The sequence below is a fragment of the Bradyrhizobium sp. Leo78 genome (genome assembly GCF_059512425.1).
Map to the genome: position 1 here is coordinate 77,852 of NZ_JCAMOT010000012.1, position 20,599 is coordinate 98,450.

Consider the following 20,599-nt stretch of genomic DNA (forward strand, 5'->3'; position numbering starts at 1 on the left):
CGTCTCAGTGCAAGCGGAAGACGCCGTCGACGGCGCGCAGCTCCGCCGGCTTGATCAGCTTGGAATGCGCAACGGTCACCGAGTGCAGCGGCCCCTCGAGCTGCTCCTGCCAGAAGGCGAGGAAATCCTGCAGCGCAGGGAATTTCGGGAAGAGGTCGTAATTCTGCCAGACGTAGGTCTGCAGCAGTGAAGGATGGTCCGGCATTCGGTAGAGGATCTGTGCCGTCGTCAGCCCATAACCCAGCATCTGCTTCCGGAAATCGTCGGAAGCAACCCCACCAACCCGCGAGACCATATGCCAACCTCCATTTTTTCGAAGGAGCGCATTCACGGGATGGCCTGCTAGCCGAGCCACCCCCGCGGAGATGCGCTCACATGAGGGAATTGTGACGCATAGGGCCAACTCATCACAAGCCCAAATGTTTAGGTGGCTGTTGAAAAATCGTGCATTAGCAGCAACTTAGCGCATCTGCTAATGCAGACCTCCCGCTCGCCCGCCGGCCAGGTTAATGATGATAAACGATACTGGCAGGCGGCGATTTCGAGTGCCAATTTTTCTGCTACAAACCCTTGCTCCCACACAAAGTCTGGCCTATCTCCATCGCGGCTGGCTTGGCACTCGCCAAGACAGACTGCTAACGCTCCAGAATTCTACAGCATCCAGAATAGCTTAGGAGGACTGCATGAGTTTCCGTCCGCTTCACGACCGCGTCGTGGTCAAGCGCATCGACGCCGAAGAGAAGACCGCTGGCGGCATCATCATTCCAGACACTGCCAAGGAAAAGCCCTCCCAGGGCGAAGTCGTCGCCGTCGGCCCGGGTGGCCGCGACGAGTCCGGCAAGCTGATCCCGATCGACCTCAAGGTTGGCGATCGCGTCCTGTTCGGCAAGTGGTCCGGCACCGAAGTCAAGATCGACGGCCAGGAGCTGTTGATCATGAAGGAAAGCGACATCATGGGCGTCCTCGACGTCCCCGCTTCCAAGAAGAAGGCGGCCTAAGGCCCTCCCTCCCAGGATAAATCCCTCAAGGAAAAACTCACATGGCAGCTAAAGAAGTCAAATTCTCCGTCGAGGCGCGCGACAAGATGCTGCGCGGCGTCGACATCCTCGCCAATGCGGTGAAGGTCACCCTCGGTCCGAAGGGCCGCAACGTCGTGCTCGACAAGTCGTTCGGCGCTCCCCGCATCACCAAGGACGGCGTCACCGTCGCCAAGGAGATCGAGCTCGACGACAAGTTCGAGAACATGGGCGCCCAGATGGTGCGCGAAGTCGCCTCCAAGTCCGCTGACGCGGCCGGCGACGGCACCACCACCGCCACCGTGCTGGCCCAGGCGATCGTGAAGGAAGGCGCCAAGTCAGTCGCCGCCGGCATGAACCCGATGGACCTGAAGCGCGGCATCGACCTCGCGGTCGAGGCTGTGGTTGCGGACCTGCAGAAGAACTCCAAGAAGGTCACCTCCAACGACGAGATCGCCCAGGTCGGCACCATCTCCGCCAACGGCGACGCCGAGATCGGCAAGTTCCTCTCCGACGCCATGAAGAAGGTCGGCAATGAGGGCGTGATCACGGTCGAGGAAGCCAAGTCGCTGGAGACCGAGCTCGACGTCGTCGAGGGCATGCAGTTCGACCGTGGCTACATCTCGCCCTACTTCGTCACCAACGCCGACAAGATGCGCGTTGAGATGGACGACGCCTACATCCTCATCAACGAGAAGAAGCTCTCCTCGCTGAACGAGCTGCTGCCGCTGCTCGAGGCCGTGGTGCAGACCGGCAAGCCGCTGGTCATCGTCGCTGAAGACGTCGAAGGCGAAGCCCTCGCCACCCTGGTCGTCAACCGCCTCCGTGGCGGCCTGAAGGTCGCAGCCGTCAAGGCTCCGGGCTTCGGCGATCGCCGCAAGGCCATGCTGCAGGATATCGCGATCCTGACCGGCGGCCAGGCGATCTCGGAAGACCTCGGCATCAAGCTGGAGAACGTCACGCTGCAGATGCTCGGTCGCGCCAAGAAGGTGATGATCGACAAGGAGAACACCACGATCGTCAACGGCGCCGGCAAGAAGGCCGACATCGAGGCGCGCGTGGCGCAGATCAAGGCGCAGATCGAGGAGACCACCTCGGACTACGACCGTGAGAAGCTGCAGGAGCGTCTGGCCAAGCTCGCGGGCGGCGTCGCGGTGATCCGCGTCGGCGGCGCGACCGAGATCGAGGTGAAGGAGCGCAAGGATCGCGTTGATGACGCGATGCACGCGACCCGCGCGGCTGTGGAAGAAGGCATCGTTCCGGGCGGCGGCGTCGCCCTGCTCCGTGCTTCCGAGCAGCTCAAGGGCATCCGCACCAAGAACGACGACCAGAAGACCGGCGTCGAGATCGTGCGCAAGGCGCTGTCGGCGCCGGCCCGCCAGATCGCGATCAACGCTGGTGAAGACGGCTCGGTCATCGTCGGCAAGATCCTCGAGAACAAGACCTACGCTTACGGCTTCGACTCGCAGACCGGCGAATATGCCGATCTGGTCAAGAAGGGCATCATCGACCCGACCAAGGTCGTGCGCGCCGCGATCCAGAACGCAGCCTCCGTGGCGGCACTCTTGATCACCACCGAGGCGATGGTCGCCGAGCTGCCCAAGAAGGGCGGCGCCGGCCCCGCAATGCCTCCGGGCGGCGGCATGGGCGGCATGGACTTCTAAGCAGTCCTCGCTTCAGAGCGATCCACGAAACGCAAAACCCCGGCAGCAATGCCGGGGTTTTTGTTTCAGTCGTCTTGATTTTGCGCACGGGCCGGCAATACGCTCAGCCGTCATTCCGGGGCGCGCGAAGCGCGAGCCCAAAATCCATTTCACGGCTCGCTCATGGCCTATTACGTCTACCTGCTCGCCAGCAAGAAATACGGCACGCTGTATCTCGGCGTGACCAACGACATCATTCGCCGCATCTATGAGCACAAGACCAAGGCGGTAGCCGGTTTCATCAAGCGATACACGGTGGACAGACTGGTCTGGTTCGAAATCTACGATGACCCGACGACAGCCATCGCGCGGGAGAAAGAACTGAAGAAGTGGCGAACGGACTGGAAGATTCGGCTCATCGAGGAGAAGAATCCCGACTGGAGCGATCTTTATCCGGAAATCACCGCCTGAATTTGCGGATGAATGGATTCCGGGCTCGCGCTTCGCGCGCCCGGGAATGACGAGAGACGAAAACATCCTCCGCCGTCATTCCGGGGCGGCGCGCAGCGCCGAGCCCGGAATCCATTTCGCCGCTTGCGCAGGCAGTGGCCGGACTCATTTCGGCGGCTGCAGCTCGACGTCGTAGCGGGCGTAGATCCGGGCGAGTGTGCCGTCGGCCAGCAAGGCCTCCAGCGCAGCGTCGATGCCTTGTCGCAGCTTCTCGTCCGGACTGAGTATCCCGACGGCGACATTCCAGTTCAGGTCCGGCTCGTCCTCGAAGGCAGGGATGCGGCGGACGCGTGCGTCGGGATGGGTGTGGTTGAACCAGCCGATGGTGGCGGGCGTGACCGCCGCGGCATCGATCTCGCCTTTGGCGAGAGCTTCCATGATGTCATCCTCGAACGCAAACGGCGACGCCTTGACCCCTCGCTTGCCGAGCATCATGGACACGATCGAGCCGACCTGCACGCCGACCCGCTGCTCCGATCCCAACTCCGCCAGTGACGCCGCGGTAGAGTTCGGTCCCACCGCCAGCACGACGCCGCTGCGGTGATAGGGCCGCGACATGCGTAAGCCCACCTCTGCCAGCACCGCGCGGTCGGCGATCGCATCGAGGATGACGTCGCAATCGGCGCGGCGATACTGAAAGCTGTTGATAACCCAGTGCTGCTCCAGCGAAACCTCGAGCCGCTTCGCCAGCTCCCTGGCGATTTCGACCTGGAATCCCGGAACGTCGCCCTGCCTGCTGGCAAACGGCAGCGCGTTGGGATGCGCACAGAGCGTGAGCGCACCGCGCTGCCGGATCGCGTCAAGCGGGCGCGCCGCGGCGTCGGCGGCGCCGCACAAGGCCAGCAGGCTCGCGAGAACGACCAATCGCATTGCCGGCATCACTCCTCGAGCGCCCGGATATAGGCCACGATCGCCATGATCTGGCTCTCCGAAAAGGCGCCGCCGAAGGCCGGCATCGCGCCCGGCTTGCCCTTCCTGATCCGCTCCGCGAGGAAATCGTCGTCACGTTTCGTGCCGGCGAGCTTCGGTCCCTTGCCGGCGACGCGGCCGCCGTTCTGGTGACAGAAGCCGCAAGAGGTCGCGAACATGGTGCCGCCCTCGATGTCGCTCTCCTTGGCCGACCGATCCTGGTTAGGCGCCTGGCTTTGCTGCGCGCAGACGCCCAACGGCCACGAGGACTGCCACAACAGCGCAATGCCAGTGGCGAGAAAGATTGATTTCGACATTCGCATCAGGATTGCAGCAGTGGGACGCCACGGCGCCCCACCGCCTCCCCGTTCTTATTGTTGTTACTTCAGCGAAAAGACGACGAGCGCACCGGCATCCTTCGGCATGCTCTTGTAGGGCTCGCCGAACAGTGCCGGAAATTCATCGGCCACCATGCCGCCCCATCCGGCCGGCACCGCGATGTACTGCTTGCCGCCAGCGGTGTAGCTGATGATGCCGCCATTATGGCCGACGCCGTTATAGTGCGACCACAATTCCGACCCGGTCTCGGCATTGTAGGCGTGCAGCACGCCGCGCGAGTCCGGCACGAATACCAGATTGCCGCCGGTCGCGAGCACGCTGGCGAGCGGCGGCTCGCTGAAGGTGACCTCCCACTTCTTGTCGCCGGTCACGGGGTCGCGGGCACTGAGATGTCCGCGCGCCGGTCCGTCCGGCGGCGGGACCAGCTTGAAGTTGGCGCCGATGTTGAGCTGCGCCATCGGCTCGGTGATCGGCGTGGTCTTCACCACGTCCACGTCCATGCACCATTCCTGTCCGAGCTTGTACCAGAGGCCGGTCTTCGGGTTGTAGGAGCCCGCGTTCCAGCTAATGCCACCGGCGATCGCCGGGCAGAGCGGCGAGTTCGTCTGGCCAAGCGACAGATCGCGCCGACCAATCAGTTCGCCGGTCTTTGGGTCGATATCCTTCACGAAGTTGATGTTCTTCGCGAGCCGCCACACGTTCTGCACTTTCCCATTGGTGCGATCGTAGACAAAGACGAAGCCGCCCTTGTTCGGATGCACGACGAGCTTGCGGCCGTCGCGGTCGATCATCAGGAATTCACCGACCGCCGAATCGAAGTCCCAGGCGTCGTGCGGCAGCTCCTGGTGATAGAACTTCAGCTTTCCGGTATCGGGATCGAGTGCGATGACCGAGGTGGTGTAGAGGTTGGTGCCGGGCCGCGGCCCGCTCTTCTGCCAATCCGCGCCGGACCAGTCGTACAGCGGTGCGGGGTTCGCCGTGCCCCACCAGATCGTGTTGCTCTCCTGATCGTAGCCGCCCGGCATCCAGGCGCCACCTCCGCCGGTGCGCCAGGACTCATTGCCCCAGGTCGCCTTGGCGTCCTCGGTGCCGGCGACCGTGAAGAACTCCCATTTCTTCTGGCCGGTCTTGATATCGACGCCGAATAGCGGGCCACGCGAGGTCCACTCGCCGCCCTGGCTGCCGATGATGACGGTGTCCTTCACCACTAGCGGCGCGCCGGTGAAGCCGACGGTGAGCTTCTTGGAATCGACCAGCTTGGTGTCCCACGCTGGCTTACCGGTTTTCATATCAAGCGCGATGAGACGGCCGTCGACGGTGCCGACCAACACCTTGCCATCGCCGAGCGCGACGCCACGGTTGTACGGCGAGTGCGTTTGCATCGCCACCAGTTGTTCGTCGAGTTCGGGGAAATACGACCAGATCAGCTTGCCGGTCGCGCCATCGAGCGCGTAGACGCGGCTGTAGGAGCCCGAATAGTACAGCACGCCGTCAGCAGCGAGCGGCATCGACTGCAGGCCGCGCGTCGAGCGACCCGGCATATGGATCCATGCGACCTGAAGATTCTTGACGTTATCAGCGTTGATCTGATCGAGCGCGCTGTAGTGATACGACTTGTAGCCGCCATGGTAGGTCAGCCAATCGTTCGGCGTCTGCTCAGCCGCCTGCAGGCGCGCCGGATCGATCGCCAATGCGGGTGACGCAACAGCCACAGCGGCCAGCACGAATGCCGCACCGCACGTAAGGTACTTGATACCGATTGCCATTGGATTCCTCCCCTTTGATTTTTGGTTTTCATGTCATCAAAATTGCATCCCGCCTGCTTCGCGCAGCGGTTTTGTCCTCCCTCTTGTGATTGTCGATTTGTCGTCTCGGCGCGTACATAGCTCTCCCTCTTGGCGGAGAATGTCGAAGCGCACCCGTGGATAGAAAATAGCCTAGAATGCCCTCTCGAACTGTCAAGCTTCAACACGGCCCTGAGCGCGGCCTTTTGTGTTCCCCGCCGAAACGCGAGCGTCTAGAAGTGGATCGATTTTGCCTGGAAATTGTGACCTGTCTTCTCGGATGAATGGATTCCGGGCTCGATGCTTCGCATCGCCCCGGAATGACGAGGGATCGACTCTCCTCTCGTCATTCCGGGGCGCGCGTAGCGCGAGCCCGGAATCCATTCATCCGAGAACTCAGGTCGCGATTTCGGCATAAAGATCGATCCATTCGGGATTCTTCTCCTCGATGAGCCGAATCTTCCAGTCCCTTCGCCACTTCTTCAGTTCTTTCTCGCGCGTGATGGCTGTAATCGGGTCATCGTAGATTTCGAACCAGACCAGCCTGTTGACCGCATATCGCTTGGTGAACCCAGCGGCCACCTTGGTCTTGTGCTCATGGATGCGGCGAACGATATCATTCGTCACGCCGAGGTACAGCGTACCGTATTTCTTGCTTGCGAGCAGATAGACGAAATAGGCCATGGTTCCGCGGCAAAATGGATTCCGGGCTCGCGCTTCGCGCGCCCCGGAATGACACCTGATGCTATTGCGGGCATGCGAGGGAGATCAAGGTCACAACACAAAACCGGGCCTGAGCTCAAATTCGCCGCAAGCGCGTCCGCGTCACTGCACCTTCGCCAGCACCGCGAGCCGGCGGATGCCCTTGTTCCGGTACGCATCCAGGAACGCATAGTAGTTCTTGAACGAGACGCAGCCGTTGGAATCGCCGTTGGGCCCGAGCATGTAGGTGTGCGCGAGCAGGCCGGAGCGGCCATAGATCTTGTCCTCGCCGCCGATCGGCGTCAGGCGCAGCGCGGGCACGCCGTGAAACAGCGCTTCGCGCGGCTTGAGCTCGTAGATGTGCGGCGGCGTCACGCCCTGCATGCGGACATGCGCATAGCGGACGTCGTCGATCTTGGAGCCGAGGCCGGAATGCGCCTCGAGCCTGGTGCCGTCGGGCAGATACACCGTCGCGGCGGAGATGTCGTAGACCGCGGTCTGGCGGTCATAGGGCGGCGAGCCGCCGTTCATCGGGTTCTGGCTCAGCGTCGAGGGAATGCTGGCGGTGACGTTGGCGTCGGCAGATGCGAACGACAGCAGCGAGCCTGAAGACTCGCGCTTACCCCAGAGCTTTTCGACGATCGACTGTTTCTCGCCTGAGGCGATCGACATCACCGCCGCCTTGGCGCGTGCCGCCATGTCGCGGACGCCGGACGATTTTGCCGCGGGCTTGGTGTCAACCGGCGCGGCCGGCGTGTTGAGCGCGACCTGCAATGAGGTCGCCGCTTCCTTCTTCGCCGCTTCAACCCCCTTCGGCGCAGCACCTGACTTGGCTTCGGCGAGTTTGGCTGCGGCGGCCGGCTTCGACGCTTCCGCAACCTTCGGCGCTTCCGCGGGCGGCGCGGCCTCGGCCGCCCGTGACTCCACGCCCTCCGGAGCGGCGGCCGCAAACCTTTCGTTAAACATAATCGAAGCCGAGCTTGGCTCAGGCTTCGACAAGGTCGGCGGCGGTGGCGGCAACGACGCGAACACGTCGTTGAAGGATGGCGTCGGACGCGCGGCGACCGCAGCCTCCCGGTTCACTGCGGGCGCCTCATAGGCGGCGCTGCCCATCGAGGGATAGACGTTCGCCGCGAAGATATTGGTGTAGACGGTCCAGGCGCAGCCGACCACGAGCGCCGCGACCGCGGCGCTGCCGATGAAATGGTGAGGGAGGACTTTCCGGGAAGATTTTTTGCGGGAGGGCGCCGCAAAGCCAAACGCACCGGTACTCGTACTCATTCGCCTTGCGTCCAGAACAGTTCCACTTCTTCCTCGTGTGAGAGTGCGGGACAATCGCCGGAGCATCTCGCAGAGGCGCGAAGCGTCATTAAGGCGACTTTTAGTTAAATGCGGATTAAACGCGGGCAGATCTGAGGCGTGAGGAACGGCGGGGAATTTCCTTGTGAATTACCCCGGAATCTTGCGGAAATAAGGCAGGATTTATCTATGTCCCAAAGCGGGATTCGACGGCCCAAGTCGCTGCCCAAAGTCGCTCGCTTCTAAGTCGCGCGCTCAGTAACTCAGCTTCGGATACCAGTCCGTGCCGCGGCCTTCTGGCGTGGTGTCGAGGATGGTCCAGAGCGGATCGATGTCGGGCGCGCCGCGCGGGTCCTGGCCCGGGTCGGACATCTTCGATCCCATCTCGCCCGACCAGAAATGACGGATGGTGCCGTCGCGCCGCGTGAAAACGTTGTAGGCGGGCATATCGGCATCATCAGCGCTGACGTAATCGCGCGTGTAGTCGCCGGACATATCCGAGAAGATCTTGTGCCGCGTCCAGCCGCGCGCCTGCTTCGCCGCGACCAGACGCTCGATCGGCGAGCGCGCCACGAACACGAAGGCGATGCGCTGCTCGACATCGGGCAGCTTGGCCTCCCAGGTCCCCATGAATGAGGTGCACATCGGGCACGGCTTCTCACGCTGCGGCCCGAACATGTAGCTGTAGATGACGAGCGTCTGCTTGTCGCCAAACAACTCCGGAAAGCCGACCTTGCCGCGCTCGCCGACGAACTCGTAAGCCTTCGTCACCTCGCCGCCCGGCGGCAAGGCCCGGCGCAGCGCGGCGACACGCTCGATCTGGCGGCGCAGCTCGATCTCCTCGACGAGCAGCGCCTGCCGCGCCTGGCGATATTCCGCGCTCTCATTCGGCTGGCGCGTGGTGTTGGTGGCGGCGAGTTCGGCGGCGGGTTTCAGGATGGAACTGGTCATGACGGAACCTCGCTGGTTGGCGATGTCTGTAGAAGACGTTTCCGGAGGCACGAAGACGACATGCTGGCCGGAAATTTCTGCGTACTCGCATCGCCCGCGCCGATCGTCATACGCGGGCTTGACCCGCGTATCCATCGATCTTCAAAGAACTCTTGAAATGATGGATTGCCGGGTTAAGCCCGGCAATGACGGGGCCAGCCCTACTGCAGTTCCGGCGGCGGCGAGCGATCGAAGACGTCGCCCTTCGGTTCCTCCAGGACATACAGCGCGTAGCTCTCGATCACGAGCGGGCCGCGCTTGCGCTGCACCTCGGCGATCCTCTCCACATGGGAGAACATCTCCTTCAGGAACGGCGGATCCTCGGGCCTGATTTCATGGACATAGAGCAGCTTTCCGGCAAGCTCCGCCGCGCTCGGCTCTGATGCGTTGACCCAACGGTATCGCTGGGTCTGCTGCGCGACGCACGTGCCCTTCGGCAGATAGAAGACGAGCCAGCCCGTGGTGCCGTAATCCGGCGCCAGCACGCAGGTCGCGCCGATACGTGCGCGCGCCGCTTCGATTTCCGCCGCCGTCTCGTGCCAGCCGACGCCGACACTGCGCACGGTGGCATCGCGGCGATAGAGCGAGAGCACGCCGGTATTGGCCTGCACGATCAGCAGCACGAACATCACGATCCCGGTCGGCGCCGCCCAGCGGCGGCAGAAATCGGCAAACCGCTGCCAGCGTCCCTCCCACGGCACCATCGTCCCCGCTACCGCGGCCGCGACCATGAAGGGCGGATAGACCGGTGCGAACCAGTTGGCTTCGACGCGCGCATGCAGCGAGTGCCAGATGAAATAGACCACGATGATCCAGAACATCAGATTGACGAGCAGGCGCGAGGCGAAGGCGCCCGTGCGGCGGAACGCGAGCGCGTGCAGCCCCATCGCACCGAGGATGAAGACGAGCGGCGTCGCAAACGCGATCTGGGTCGGGATCAGTTCACCGATGAAGGCCAGCCTGAAATCCTCGATGCGCGCCCGCCCCATCTGCTTGATGAAGGAGACCCAGTGGTGATCGGCGTTCCAGAGGATGACCGGCGCGAACATCAACAGCGCGAGAAGGCCGCCGAGGTAGAGCCAGGGCGACAAGAACCAGCGCCGCAGCTTCGGCACCACAGCGAGCCAGATCAGGATCGCCGGGCCGAAGAACAGCGCGGTGTATTTTGACAGCAGTGCAGCGCCGGCAGCGGCGCCGACCGCAAGCCACCATGCGCCCTGCCCCGTCTCCAGCACCTTGGCGAGCGCGAACAGCAGGAGGCTTGCGGAAACCAGAAGCGGCGCATCCGGCGTCACGATCATGGTCCCGACCGCGGCCAGCAAGGTGGCGTTGAGCAGGATCGCCGCGCTAGCCGCCATACGCTTGCCGCCGAACAGGATCTCGGCCGAGCGATAGACCGCCCAGCTCATCGGCAGCGCCAGCAGGATCGAGACCAGCCGCACGCCGAGTTCGGTATCTCCGGCAATCAGCGTGCCGGCACGGATCACCAGCGCAACCATCGGCGGATGGTCGTAGTAGCCGCCGGCGAGACTCTTCGACCACATCCAGTAATAGGCTTCGTCGAAGGTGATCGGCGTAAGAGCGGCGGCGAGCAGCCGCAACAGGACGAGCCCGACGACGGTTACGACGGTCGTGCGGACGAGACTCGTCTCGTTCGGATTCATGTCCCAATCATCGCTTGCGCCAGACGAACAGTCCGGACATCGCGTAGTTCCAGACCACGCCCATCAGCGCGCCGGCCGCGCCCGCAAGCCACCAGATCGGTTCCTGGTCATAGACCGAGAAGGCGACGCCGACATTGGCGAGCAGGCCGACGCTGCAGACGAGGTAGAACAGCAACAGGCCGCGCAGGATCGCAAAGCCCTTCAGCCGCTGGTCGCGATAGGTCAGGAAATTGTTGAGGACGAAGTTGCTGGTCATCGCGACGATCGCGCCGGTTGCCTGCGCTTCAGGAAACGGCGCGCCGAATACTTCCAGCGCCACGTATAACGCGGCAAGATGCACGAGCAGGCCGAGCGAGCCGACCAGGCCGAACAGCACGAAGCGGAGCGAGATGACGTCATGCGTCAGCTTCGCGAGCACGAGGCCGAGGAAATCCAGCGCGACCATGGAATCGAGCTTGCTCTCGCCATGCTGCCGCGAGCCGAACGTATAGGGAATCTCCACCGCGCGCAGCTTGCCCTGGGCGGTGGCGACGACGTCGAGCAGGATCTTGAAGCCTTGGGTCGAAAGGTCTGGCGCCAGCTCCTCGAAGCGGTCGCGGCGGATCGCGAAGAAGCCGCTCATGGGATCGGCGATATCGACCCGCAGCAAGCGGCGCGCGATCTCGGTGGCGAACGCGCTGGCGCCGGCGCGCTGCTTGTTGAACCCCTCGGCGCGGTAGCCCTCGATATAGCGGCTGCCGACCACGAGATCGGCCTTCCCGTCCCGCAAGAGCTCGACCATCTTCGGCAATTGCGTCTCGTCATGCTGCAGGTCGGCGTCCATCACCACGGCGTAGGGGGCGCTGGAGGCGAGGATGCCCTCGATGCAGGCGCCCGAGAGCCCGCGCCGTCCGACCCGGCGGAGGCAGCGCACGCGGGAATCCTGCCGCGCCAGGCCGCGCACCACCTCCCAGGTTCCATCAGGGGAATTGTCGTCGACGAAAACGACCTCCCAGGGGATACCAGCGAGCGTCGTCTCCAACCGCCGGTACAGGACGGTGACATTGTCACGCTCGTTGAAGGTGGGGACGACAACCGAAAGAAGTGGCAAACCAACGGCCTGCGACGGGATTTCGGGGCCCGGTTTGATGGCGTCATTCATGGCGGCCAAGCGTATATCCGCGCCGCCAAGCCGCGGGAAGCCCTAAACGCCGGCTGGAATGCGGGAAAACGGGCCTGGGGACGCCCAAAAATGCCAACGACCACGAACAACAGGCGCGCGTACATCCGGCGCTGCCGTGCTATTACGTGGTCGTCCCAGCGCCAGAGCCCTTGCAGGCTGCGACGGCGCCGTTAGAAGCTAGATAGGAACCGCTATGCGTTTCCGCAAGGGCTCCTAGGGCGCTTACGCTAGTTCGGCACCTCCCGAATCACCGGCCCCCTCGGGGCCGGCTCGGCGGGTGCCGGTTGCGCCGCAGCCGGGGGCTGCTCCGCGGGCGGCTTAGGGGGCTTGCCCATCTGCCCGATCGGCCCATACACGACCGCCGCCCCCAACACGATGACGGCGACGATGGCGCCCAATAGGCCCCCGACCGATTGCGATGTCATACCCGATGTCCCAGCAACTGGAGGGTCTCAGCCAAGCACCCTCTTGGCCCGATCATACCCTGACGGGTCGCTGATATCACGAACAATGGCAACCAAGGAATAGCGATGGGCGCCGCTCCCTGCCCCGTCATTGCGAGCGAAGCGAAGCAATCCATCGCGCCACTTGCGGAGGCATGGATTGCTTTGTCGCTATCGCTCCTCGCAATGACGGCCGGGGCGCTCTGGTGGCCTATTGCCTGCTATTTCGCCGCCGCCTTGCGTCGGACGAAAGCGGTGATGATGTCCTTTTGCGCAAGCTCGATGGCGCGGTTGGCGGTGGCCAGATGCGCACTCGCGTCCTGGTTCGGAAATTGCTCGGTGAGGAAGCCGATCAGCGAGGCCCGGAAGTTCTGCCGCTCCGAGGGACATGCGCTCGCCATCAGGGAAGCGAACTCCTGGTCCGACATGGTCTTGTTGCTGTCGCGGGGATATTCGCGGGCGAGGCAATTCCAGTAGGCGTCGCGGCCGATCACGGCGAGCTTGTGCGCATCGTCGAGATCGTCATCGGCGATCGCGGCGGAGGATATCAGAACCAGAAGGGCCGCGATCATCATGCGCATTGTTGTTCTCCTTTTTGGCTATCCTAGCGCGGACGGCCTGGATCGATAAGCGTGGAAAGCTTGCCGCCGGCCAACTGGCCAATCACGATTTATTTGACTACTCTCGGGGGTGTCCCCTCCTCACGATGAGTTCTTCTCGTGGCCAAAGCCCCAAAGAAAACTGCAGGCAGCATCTATATCGGCATCGGCGGCTGGACCTTCGAGCCGTGGCGCGGCGTGTTCTATCCGGAAAAGCTCGCGCAATCGAAGGAGCTGTCCTATGCCGCATCGAAGCTGACCTCGATAGAGATCAACGGCACCTACTACGGCTCGCAGAAGCCGGAGAGTTTCCGCAAATGGGCCAGCGAAGTCCCTGATGGATTCGTGTTCTCCGTGAAGGGCCCGCGCTTTGCGACCAACCGCCGCGTGCTGGCGGAGGCTGGCGATTCCATCAAGCGGTTCTATGATTCCGGCGTGCTGGAACTCGGCGACCGGCTCGGGCCGGTGCTCTGGCAATTCGCGCCGACCAAGAAATTCGACGGCGCCGATTTCGGCAAATTCCTCGAGCTGTTGCCGCGCAAGCTCGACGGCCGCGCGCTGCGCCATGTGGTCGAAGTCAGGCACGACAGTTTCTGCGTGCCCGAATTCGTCGCGCTGATCCGCGAGTTCGAGACGCCGGTCGTATTCGCCGAGCACGGCAAATATCCGGCGATTGCCGACGTCGCGAGCGACTTCGTCTATGCGCGGCTGCAGAAGGGCAATGACGAGATCAAGACCTGTTATCCACCGAAGCAGCTCGACGCCTGGGCCAAGCGGTTCGAGGAATGGGCCGGCGGCGGCGATCCGGACGACTTGCCGCATGTCGAGAAGACAAAACCGAAGAAGGCGCCGCGCGATGTGTTCGCCTATGTGATCCACGAAGGCAAAGTGCGGGCGCCGGCCGGCGCGATGGAGTTGATCGAGCGCGTAAAGTGACTGGACGCCGGATGGCCAGGGCCAAGAAGCTCTTCACGATCGGCTACGAGCAGACACCGCCCAAAGCGGTGCTCGATGAGCTCGAGCATGCCGGGGTGAAGCTTCTGGTCGATGTCCGTGCGGTCACCTCATCCCGCCGGCCAGGCTTCTCCAAGAAGCAGCTTGCGGCGGCGCTCGACGAGCGCGGCATCGCCTATATCCATCTCGCAGCGCTCGGCACCCCCAAGGAGGGACGCCTTGCCGCGCGCAGCGGCCAGCACCAGCTTCTCCGCACGATCTACGGAAAGCACCTGAAGACGTCGCAGGCAAAAGAAGAGCTCGACGAATTGTCGTCGCTGGTGAAGAAGGCCGGACCGGTGTGCCTCATGTGCTATGAGCGCGACCACACGCATTGTCACCGCCAGATGATCGCCGAGATCATCGAGGACCGCGACGGCGTGAAGGTGGAGAATTTGGCAGCGCCGCAGGTGTAGCCACCGCCGTCATTCCGGGGCAGCCCGCAGGGCTGAACCCGGAATCCATCGGGCCACAAGCGCAAGCGGAGAAATGGATTCCGGGCTCGCGCTACGCGCGCCCCGGAATGACGAGAGGGTGCATCTCACCCCTCCCCCTCCAACTCCAACGTCCCCTCCATCATCTTCACGCAGCCGCCGCCGACATGCACGGACGCCACCGTGCCGCCCTGCTTGCGAACACGGGTGAGCAACAGGCTCGGCCGGCCCATGTCGACGCCCTGGCCGATGCGCAATCTCAATTCACCGTCACGCCTCTCGTCGAGATCGGCAAGGAATGCGGCGGCGGCCGCGGTCGCGCTGCCGGTGGCAGGGTCCTCGGAGAGGCCGCTCGAGCCCGGATGGAACATGCGCGCCTGCAGGTCGAGCGGCTGCTCGCTTGCGGGCACGTCGCGCGTGTAGAAATAGACAGCATCCGAACCGTCGCAGGGAAACGTCCGCGCGAAGGCCCCAGCATCCGCACGTGCCCGCTTCAGCGCATCGCGCGAAGCAAGCTCGACCATCAGGAACGGCAGGCCGACCGAGACGATCTGCGGTGGATGCCGGTCCGTCTTCACGTCACTCGCCGAAAGCGACAGGCAGGCCGCGGCCTGTTCGACATCAACGCGCGACAGCCGCTGCAGCGGTTGCGGCGCGGTGAGCTCGGCGCCCGTGACCCTGCCCTGCTCGCTCAGGATCTCGACCGGCACGAGCCCCGCCTTCTCCTCGAATCTCAGCCGCGCCGGCGGCTTGGGCGCGAGCGTTGCCAGCACGAAGGCGGTGCCGACATTCGGATGGCCGGCGAACGGGATTTCGGATCGCACCGTGAAGATGCGGACCTGCGCGTCGTTCGCGCTGTCCTGCGGCGGCAGCACGAAGGTCGTCTCGGAATAGTTGAACTCGGTCGCGATCGCCTGCATCTGCGCGGTCGACAGCCCGGCGGCATCGAGCACCACGGCGAGCGGATTGCCGCCGAACGCGCGGTCGGTGAAGACATCAACGGTGATGTAGCGACGCTGCATGAAATCCTCCTATCCCAGTTGCCACACCGCAACCGGCTTCTCGTAGCCGCGGATCGGCACCTCGCCGCGCGGCACTGCATCGCCAGCCGCCTCGCCGATCGCCTCGCGCACTTCGGACGAGATCAGGAACTGCGAGTTGAGCTCCTTGTTGAGCGCCTCCAGCCGCGCAGCAAAATTCACGGTATCGCCGATCACGGTATATTCCTTGCGTCGGGGCGAGCCGATATTGCCGGCGACGACCTCGCCGATATGGATGGCGATGCCGATGCGCAGCGGCCAGCTCGTGGTCTCGTTGAAGCACTCGTTGGCGAGCAGCATCTCGCGTGCCGCGGCCACCGCCTGATGCGCCGCGTCCTCGGCTTCGAGCGGCGCGCCGAAGAGCGCGAGGAAACCGTCCCCCAGGAACTTGTTCACGATGCCGCCGTGGCGATCGAGGATATCGACCAGCATGGCAAAGGCACGGTCGAGCCGCTCGACCACTTCCTGCGGCGAGCGCGTCCGCGCGCCCGCGGTGAAACTGCGGAAATCGACGAACATCACCGCGACACGGCGGGTATCGCTGTCGGTCGAGGCGCCCTCGGTCATCAGCCGTTCGACCACCTGCGGCGAGACGTGCTGCCCGAACAGGTCGGTGATGCGGTCGCGCGCCGTCGCCGCAGCGATGCTGGCCTCGAACTGCCGCCGCAACTGCATGCCGACCGCGCCCGCCAGCATGCCGCAGATCAGCACGATGAAGCTGCGCGCCGCATGATAGTAGAGGTTCGGCTCGGCATCGGGATGAAAGAACATCGCCAGACAGAACAACTGAGCTGCGGCAACGAACCCGGTGAAGGTCGAGAGCCAGAAATCCAGTCGCAGCGTCGAGAGGATGATAAAGATGAAATAGAGAAACGGCGCAGCGAATCCGAGCGCAGCGACCGATCCCATGCTGTCGATATGGAGCGCCAGCGCGACCGTGGGCAACGAGGTCTCGATCAGCGCGCCGATGTAGCGCCGCACCACGGGCAGGTCGCGCCCTCTGCGCATATGTCGGGTAATCGCACCATGCACCCACAATTCGAACAGGATGAACGGCACAGTGATGTAAAAGAGAAATGATACCCTGAGATTGCCGTGCCAGACGCGGCTTACGGCCTCGGGCGCAAAGAAGTCGATGCCCAAACCGATGACACCCAGCAGCACCGCTGTCCCGATCAGCGCCTTGATCCGGAGCAGCTCGGTCGTCATCACCTCGCGCATCAAGATCTGGTGGAATTCGACCGATACGGCCGAATTCTGCGCCTCTTTTTTCCTTCCCCAGAAACCGGCCATTATCTCCGCCTGTCATTCCGGGATGGTCCGAAGGACCGGACCCGGAATCTCGCGCTTCCCTGATGTACTATCGTACATCATAGTTCGATGCTTCATCGCCCCGGACTGACGTGGATAAATTGAGATCGATATATTGCCTCAATCGAGCGTGCGACGGAAGCGTGTCACGGCGATCGTCATCGCCACCAGCATCAGGACAATGAGTGCAATCGTGTCGTATTGCAGGTTGGCGGGGCCCGCGCCCTTCAGCATGATGGCGCGGACGATGCGGACGTAATGCGTCAGCGGCAGGCCCTCGCCGAGATATTGCGCCCATAGCGGCATGCCCGCGAACGGAAACATGAAGCCGGAGAGCAGGATGCTCGGCAGGAAGAACATCATCGAAAGCTGCATCGCCTGCAACTGGTTCTGCACGATGGTGGAGAACGTATAGCCGATCGACAGGTTGGTGGTGATGAATAGCGTGGTCAGCGCCGCCAGGAGCAGCACGCTGCCGAGGATCGGTACCCCGAACAGCAGCACGCCGATGCCGACGATCAGTGACGCCTGGATGAAGCCGACAATGACATAAGGAATGATCTTGCCGAACATCACCTCCACCGGCTTGATCGGCATCGACAAGAGGCTCTCCATGGTGCCGCGCTCGATCTCGCGCGTCACCGACAGCGCGGTGAAGATCAGCATGGTCATGGTCAGGATGGTGCCGACCAGGCCGGGCACGATATTGAGCCGCGACTCGGCGGCGGGGTTGTAGCGGGCGTGCGTCCTGATCTCGAACGGCATGTCCGGGGGATCGCCGACGTGCAGATCGTGCTCCAGCGCGGTCTGCACCAGGGCGCCGAGCGCACCGAGCGCCGCGCTTGAGGCGATCGGATCGGTGGCGTCGGCGGCGACCAATAGCGCCGGCTTGTCGCCGCGCCTGACCGCGCGCTCGAAGCCGCGCGGGATCTCGACACCGAACAGCACCTTGCCGGACTTCAGGAGGTCGTCGAACTCGGCGACATCGTGCACTTCCCGGGTGAAGCGGAAATAGGCGGTGTTCTCCATCGCCTTCAGGATCGAGCGCCCGAGATCGCTGTCCTCCTGGATCAACACCGCCGTCGGCAGATGCCGAGGCGTGGTGTTGATGGCGTAGCCGAACAGCAAAAGCTGCATCACCGGGATCATCACGATCATGGCGAAGGAGACGCGGTCGCGGCGAAGCTGGATGAATTCTTTCACCAGCATCGCATAGCTGCGTCGCCAGAAGCCGAAGGCCGGCTCCCTCGTCTCGACCATAGGATGGACTGCGTCGATCGCGCTCATTGGAAATTATCCTTGGAAATTATCCTTGGAACGCCCCATGAGATCGATGAAGACGTCTTCGAGCGACGGCTCGCTGTCCTGCCAGTGCCAGCGCGGATCATCGCGATAGGACGCAACGGTCGTGTCCAGTGCCGCCTTGTCGCGGCCGGACACATGCAGGCTGGTGCCGAACGGCGCCACCATGTCGATGCCGCCCTTGCCGGCGAGCTCGGCGGTGAGAACGTTGAGATCGTCGCCGGTCACCGTATAGGTCGAGAGCGCCGAGCCCGCGATCACCTCCTCCACCGTCCCATGCGCCAACAGATGGCCATAGGCGATGTAAGCGATCTCATGGCAGCGCTCGGCTTCGTCCATGTAGTGCGTGGAGACCAGCACAGTGAGGCCGTCGGCGGCGAGCGCGTGGATTTCGTTCCAGAAATCGCGCCGCGCCTTGGGGTCGACGCCGGCGGTCGGCTCGTCCAGCAGCAGAAGTTTCGGATTTGGCAGCGTGCAGGCGCCGAGCGCAAGCCGCTGCTTCCAGCCGCCGGAGAGATTGCCGGCAAGCTGCTCCTCGCGGCCCCTCAAGCCGATGCGCGCGATCATCTCGCGCGCCGCGCCGCGTGCGTCAGGCATGCCGTAGAGCCGCGCGACGAACTCCAGATTCTCGCGCACCGAGAGGTCCTGGTACAGACTGAAGCGCTGGGTCATGTAGCCGACCAGGCGCTTGATGCGGTCGGCATCGCGGCGGATATCGTAACCGAGGCAGGTGCCATTGCCGCTGTCGGGCGTGAGCAGGCCGCAGAGCATGCGGATGGTCGTGGTCTTACCGCTGCCGTTCGGCCCCAGGAAGCCGTAGATCGTGCCGCGCCTGACCTGCATCGACAGATCATGCACAACCTCGCGGCCGCCGAACGATTTGGTCAGGCCATGGACATCGATAGCGATCTCAGCCGTATGGTTCGCGACCGTGCTCATCGCCGATCCGCCACCGGCGTCTTCGGATTGAGATAGACACTGATCGGCTGCCCGACGCGCAAGGCATCGGGCCGACTCGGCCGTGCCTGGATCAAGTAGACCAGCTTGTTGCGCTCATCGAGGCTGTAGATCACCGGCGGTGTATATTCCGCCGTGGTCGCGATGAAGTAGATCTTGGCGGTGAGATCGGCGGCGCAATTGTCGCAGACGACGCGCACCTGGTCGCCGATCGAGAGCTTCGGCAGTTCGGCCTCGGGCACGAAGAAGCGCAGCTTCATGTTGCCCGGCGGCATGATCGAGAGCACCGGCCGCTGCGCCGCCACCATCTCGCCCTCGCGGAAATAGATCTGCTGGATGGTGCCTGCGACCGGCGCAAAGCCCTTGCGCCGCGCCAGCCGCGTCTCCGACGTGTTGACCTTCGCTTCGGCCACGCGCAGCGCCGAGACGGCGGCGTCAAGATTGGCCTGCGTGCCCGCGCCTGTCCCTCTCAAGGAAGCGGCGCGGTCATAGGTCTGCTGCGCGTTGGCAAGCGTCGCCTTGTTCTGGTTGAGATCGGCCTGCTGCAGATCATCGTCGACGGAGTAAAGGAGATCGCCGACCTTCACCTCGTCGCCTTCGCGCACGTTGAGCTTCACCACGCGGCCGGCTTCATCCGGGCTGACAAAGATCATGTCGGCCTCGACCCACCCCTGGAAGCCGGGATCGCGCCGCTCCTGGCAGCCGGCCAGCGCCGCCGCCAGCGCCACCATCGCCAGGATCTTCGCCAGGCGCGACGAAGTCATGTCGTCCTCCGCTCGCCGAAGATCAGATCGAGATGGACGCGAAACATCTCGATCGCATCCAGTGGCGAATGCCGGCTGAACATGCTCTGCCAGATCACCGCGATCAGTGCCGGCGCAATCATGATCTGCGGATAGCGCGCCAATTCCTTGTTGCGGATCTCGCCGCGCGTGATCCCAAGCTCGATCAAGGCGCGCATGCCGGCCATCCCGCGCGAGACCACTTCGCGGAAATAGAAATCGGCGATTTCCGGAAAGCGCGGCCCCTCGCTGACGATCAGGCGCACGATGTCGCCGCGCGATGTCGAAGCGACCTCCCGGATGAACATTTGCGCAAAGCCCTCCACCGCCTCGCGCACCGATCCATGCAGCGGCGCCGGCGATGCCATGCGGTCGATCAGCGGCACCAGCGCGGTCCGGATCAATTCCTCGAACATCGATTCCTTGTCCTTGAAATGCAGATAGATCGTGCCCTTGGCGACGCCGGCGCGCTTGGCGATATCGTCGAGCCGGGTCGCGGCAAAGCCGCGCGCGACGAACTCTTCCATCGCCGCCTCCACGATCGCAGCCCGCCGCTCCGCCGCGCGCTCGGCGCGGTTCGCCCCGCTACCCGCGATCTTCGACGAGACCACTTTTGACACCTTGGCGCGCGCCGCCCTGCTGGCGGTCCGGCGCGCCTTGGGCGGAGCGGATGGTTGGGGGCGCTGTTTCATGCTCAAATAATGACTGACTGGTCAGTCA

22 protein-coding genes are annotated in these 20,599 nt (G+C 63.6%); 5 read left to right on the forward strand and 17 right to left on the reverse strand.

Annotated features, from left to right (window positions below; all coding sequences use genetic code 11):
• Positions 1-4 precede the first annotated feature (4 nt).
• Positions 5-295, reverse strand: coding sequence for an usg protein (locus AC5ZG1_RS17665; RefSeq protein ID WP_028166313.1), 291 nt, complete (start codon positions 293-295; stop codon positions 5-7).
• A gap of 388 nt (positions 296-683) precedes the next feature.
• Here AC5ZG1_RS17665 and groES point away from each other — a divergent pair, with 388 nt between their 5' ends.
• The 3 genes from groES (at position 684) to AC5ZG1_RS17680 (ending at position 3,130) form a co-directional block, all read left to right on the forward strand.
• The gene (groES, locus tag AC5ZG1_RS17670) at positions 684-998 is read left to right on the forward strand and encodes a co-chaperone GroES (protein WP_130228391.1); all 315 of its coding nucleotides are present in this window, start codon (positions 684-686) and stop codon (positions 996-998) included.
• Positions 999-1,039: 41 nt separating this feature from the next.
• A complete protein-coding gene (gene groL, locus AC5ZG1_RS17675; protein ID WP_028166315.1) occupies positions 1,040-2,680 on the forward strand; it encodes a chaperonin GroEL in 1,641 nt (546 codons plus the stop codon).
• Between the two features lie 162 nt (positions 2,681-2,842).
• Complete coding sequence (locus tag AC5ZG1_RS17680; protein ID WP_496133607.1) at positions 2,843-3,130, forward strand: GIY-YIG nuclease family protein; 288 nt, start codon at positions 2,843-2,845, stop codon at positions 3,128-3,130.
• A gap of 144 nt (positions 3,131-3,274) precedes the next feature.
• On the opposite strand, the gene AC5ZG1_RS17685 is transcribed toward AC5ZG1_RS17680, so the two are convergent.
• The 10 genes from AC5ZG1_RS17685 to AC5ZG1_RS17730 form a co-directional block, all read right to left on the reverse strand.
• On the reverse strand, positions 3,275-4,039 hold the full coding sequence (locus tag AC5ZG1_RS17685; RefSeq protein ID WP_456644413.1) for a substrate-binding periplasmic protein: 765 nt from the start codon (positions 4,037-4,039) through the stop codon (positions 3,275-3,277).
• An 8-nt stretch (positions 4,040-4,047) separates the two neighbouring features.
• On the reverse strand, positions 4,048-4,395 hold the full coding sequence (locus AC5ZG1_RS17690; RefSeq protein ID WP_496133608.1) for a c-type cytochrome: 348 nt from the start codon (positions 4,393-4,395) through the stop codon (positions 4,048-4,050).
• Between the two features lie 63 nt (positions 4,396-4,458).
• Complete coding sequence (locus AC5ZG1_RS17695; RefSeq protein WP_496133609.1) at positions 4,459-6,183, reverse strand: pyrroloquinoline quinone-dependent dehydrogenase; 1,725 nt, start codon at positions 6,181-6,183, stop codon at positions 4,459-4,461.
• Between the two features lie 414 nt (positions 6,184-6,597).
• Positions 6,598-6,885, reverse strand: a complete 288-nt coding sequence (locus AC5ZG1_RS17700) for a GIY-YIG nuclease family protein (protein ID WP_474419148.1) — start codon at positions 6,883-6,885, stop codon at positions 6,598-6,600.
• 141 nt (positions 6,886-7,026) lie between these two features.
• Complete coding sequence (locus AC5ZG1_RS17705) at positions 7,027-8,184, reverse strand: DUF2778 domain-containing protein (protein WP_496133610.1); 1,158 nt, start codon at positions 8,182-8,184, stop codon at positions 7,027-7,029.
• A 273-nt stretch (positions 8,185-8,457) separates the two neighbouring features.
• Positions 8,458-9,153, reverse strand: a complete 696-nt coding sequence (locus AC5ZG1_RS17710) for a DUF899 family protein (protein WP_496133611.1) — start codon at positions 9,151-9,153, stop codon at positions 8,458-8,460.
• 200 nt (positions 9,154-9,353) lie between these two features.
• Complete coding sequence (locus tag AC5ZG1_RS17715) at positions 9,354-10,856, reverse strand: glycosyltransferase family 39 protein (protein WP_496133612.1); 1,503 nt, start codon at positions 10,854-10,856, stop codon at positions 9,354-9,356.
• Between the two features lie 7 nt (positions 10,857-10,863).
• Positions 10,864-11,997, reverse strand: a complete 1,134-nt coding sequence (locus tag AC5ZG1_RS17720) for a glycosyltransferase (RefSeq protein WP_456644483.1) — start codon at positions 11,995-11,997, stop codon at positions 10,864-10,866.
• Between the two features lie 248 nt (positions 11,998-12,245).
• Positions 12,246-12,443: a hypothetical protein gene (locus AC5ZG1_RS17725; protein ID WP_028166323.1), complete on the reverse strand. Its 198-nt coding sequence runs from the start codon at positions 12,441-12,443 to the stop codon at positions 12,246-12,248.
• Positions 12,444-12,682: 239 nt separating this feature from the next.
• Positions 12,683-13,042, reverse strand: a complete 360-nt coding sequence (locus tag AC5ZG1_RS17730) for a hypothetical protein (protein ID WP_028166324.1) — start codon at positions 13,040-13,042, stop codon at positions 12,683-12,685.
• Positions 13,043-13,180: 138 nt separating this feature from the next.
• Here AC5ZG1_RS17730 and AC5ZG1_RS17735 point away from each other — a divergent pair, with 138 nt between their 5' ends.
• Positions 13,181-13,996 (forward strand): DUF72 domain-containing protein, encoded by an 816-nt coding sequence (locus AC5ZG1_RS17735; RefSeq protein WP_028166325.1) that lies wholly within the window; start codon positions 13,181-13,183, stop codon positions 13,994-13,996.
• A gap of 11 nt (positions 13,997-14,007) precedes the next feature.
• A complete protein-coding gene (locus AC5ZG1_RS17740; RefSeq protein WP_456644421.1) occupies positions 14,008-14,469 on the forward strand; it encodes a DUF488 domain-containing protein in 462 nt (153 codons plus the stop codon).
• A gap of 125 nt (positions 14,470-14,594) precedes the next feature.
• Here the strand turns inward: AC5ZG1_RS17740 and AC5ZG1_RS17745 are convergent, their stop codons facing one another.
• The 6 genes from AC5ZG1_RS17745 to AC5ZG1_RS17770 form a co-directional block, all read right to left on the reverse strand.
• Complete coding sequence (locus tag AC5ZG1_RS17745) at positions 14,595-15,509, reverse strand: PhzF family phenazine biosynthesis protein (protein WP_496133613.1); 915 nt, start codon at positions 15,507-15,509, stop codon at positions 14,595-14,597.
• A 9-nt stretch (positions 15,510-15,518) separates the two neighbouring features.
• The gene (locus AC5ZG1_RS17750) at positions 15,519-16,820 is read right to left on the reverse strand and encodes an adenylate/guanylate cyclase domain-containing protein (RefSeq protein ID WP_496133614.1); all 1,302 of its coding nucleotides are present in this window, start codon (positions 16,818-16,820) and stop codon (positions 15,519-15,521) included.
• A 138-nt stretch (positions 16,821-16,958) separates the two neighbouring features.
• On the reverse strand, positions 16,959-18,125 hold the full coding sequence (locus AC5ZG1_RS17755; RefSeq protein ID WP_496133615.1) for an ABC transporter permease: 1,167 nt from the start codon (positions 18,123-18,125) through the stop codon (positions 16,959-16,961).
• Positions 18,126-18,131: 6 nt separating this feature from the next.
• Positions 18,132-19,079, reverse strand: a complete 948-nt coding sequence (locus AC5ZG1_RS17760) for an ABC transporter ATP-binding protein (RefSeq protein ID WP_496133616.1) — start codon at positions 19,077-19,079, stop codon at positions 18,132-18,134.
• Positions 19,076-19,861 carry an HlyD family secretion protein gene (locus tag AC5ZG1_RS17765; protein ID WP_028166331.1) on the reverse strand — a complete coding sequence of 262 codons (786 nt, stop codon included), beginning with the start codon at positions 19,859-19,861 and terminating at the stop codon, positions 19,076-19,078. The genes AC5ZG1_RS17760 and AC5ZG1_RS17765 overlap by 4 nt, the downstream gene beginning before the upstream one ends.
• Complete coding sequence (locus tag AC5ZG1_RS17770; RefSeq protein ID WP_496133617.1) at positions 19,858-20,571, reverse strand: TetR/AcrR family transcriptional regulator; 714 nt, start codon at positions 20,569-20,571, stop codon at positions 19,858-19,860. Before AC5ZG1_RS17770 ends, AC5ZG1_RS17765 begins: the two co-directional genes overlap by 4 nt.
• Positions 20,572-20,599 lie beyond the last annotated feature (28 nt).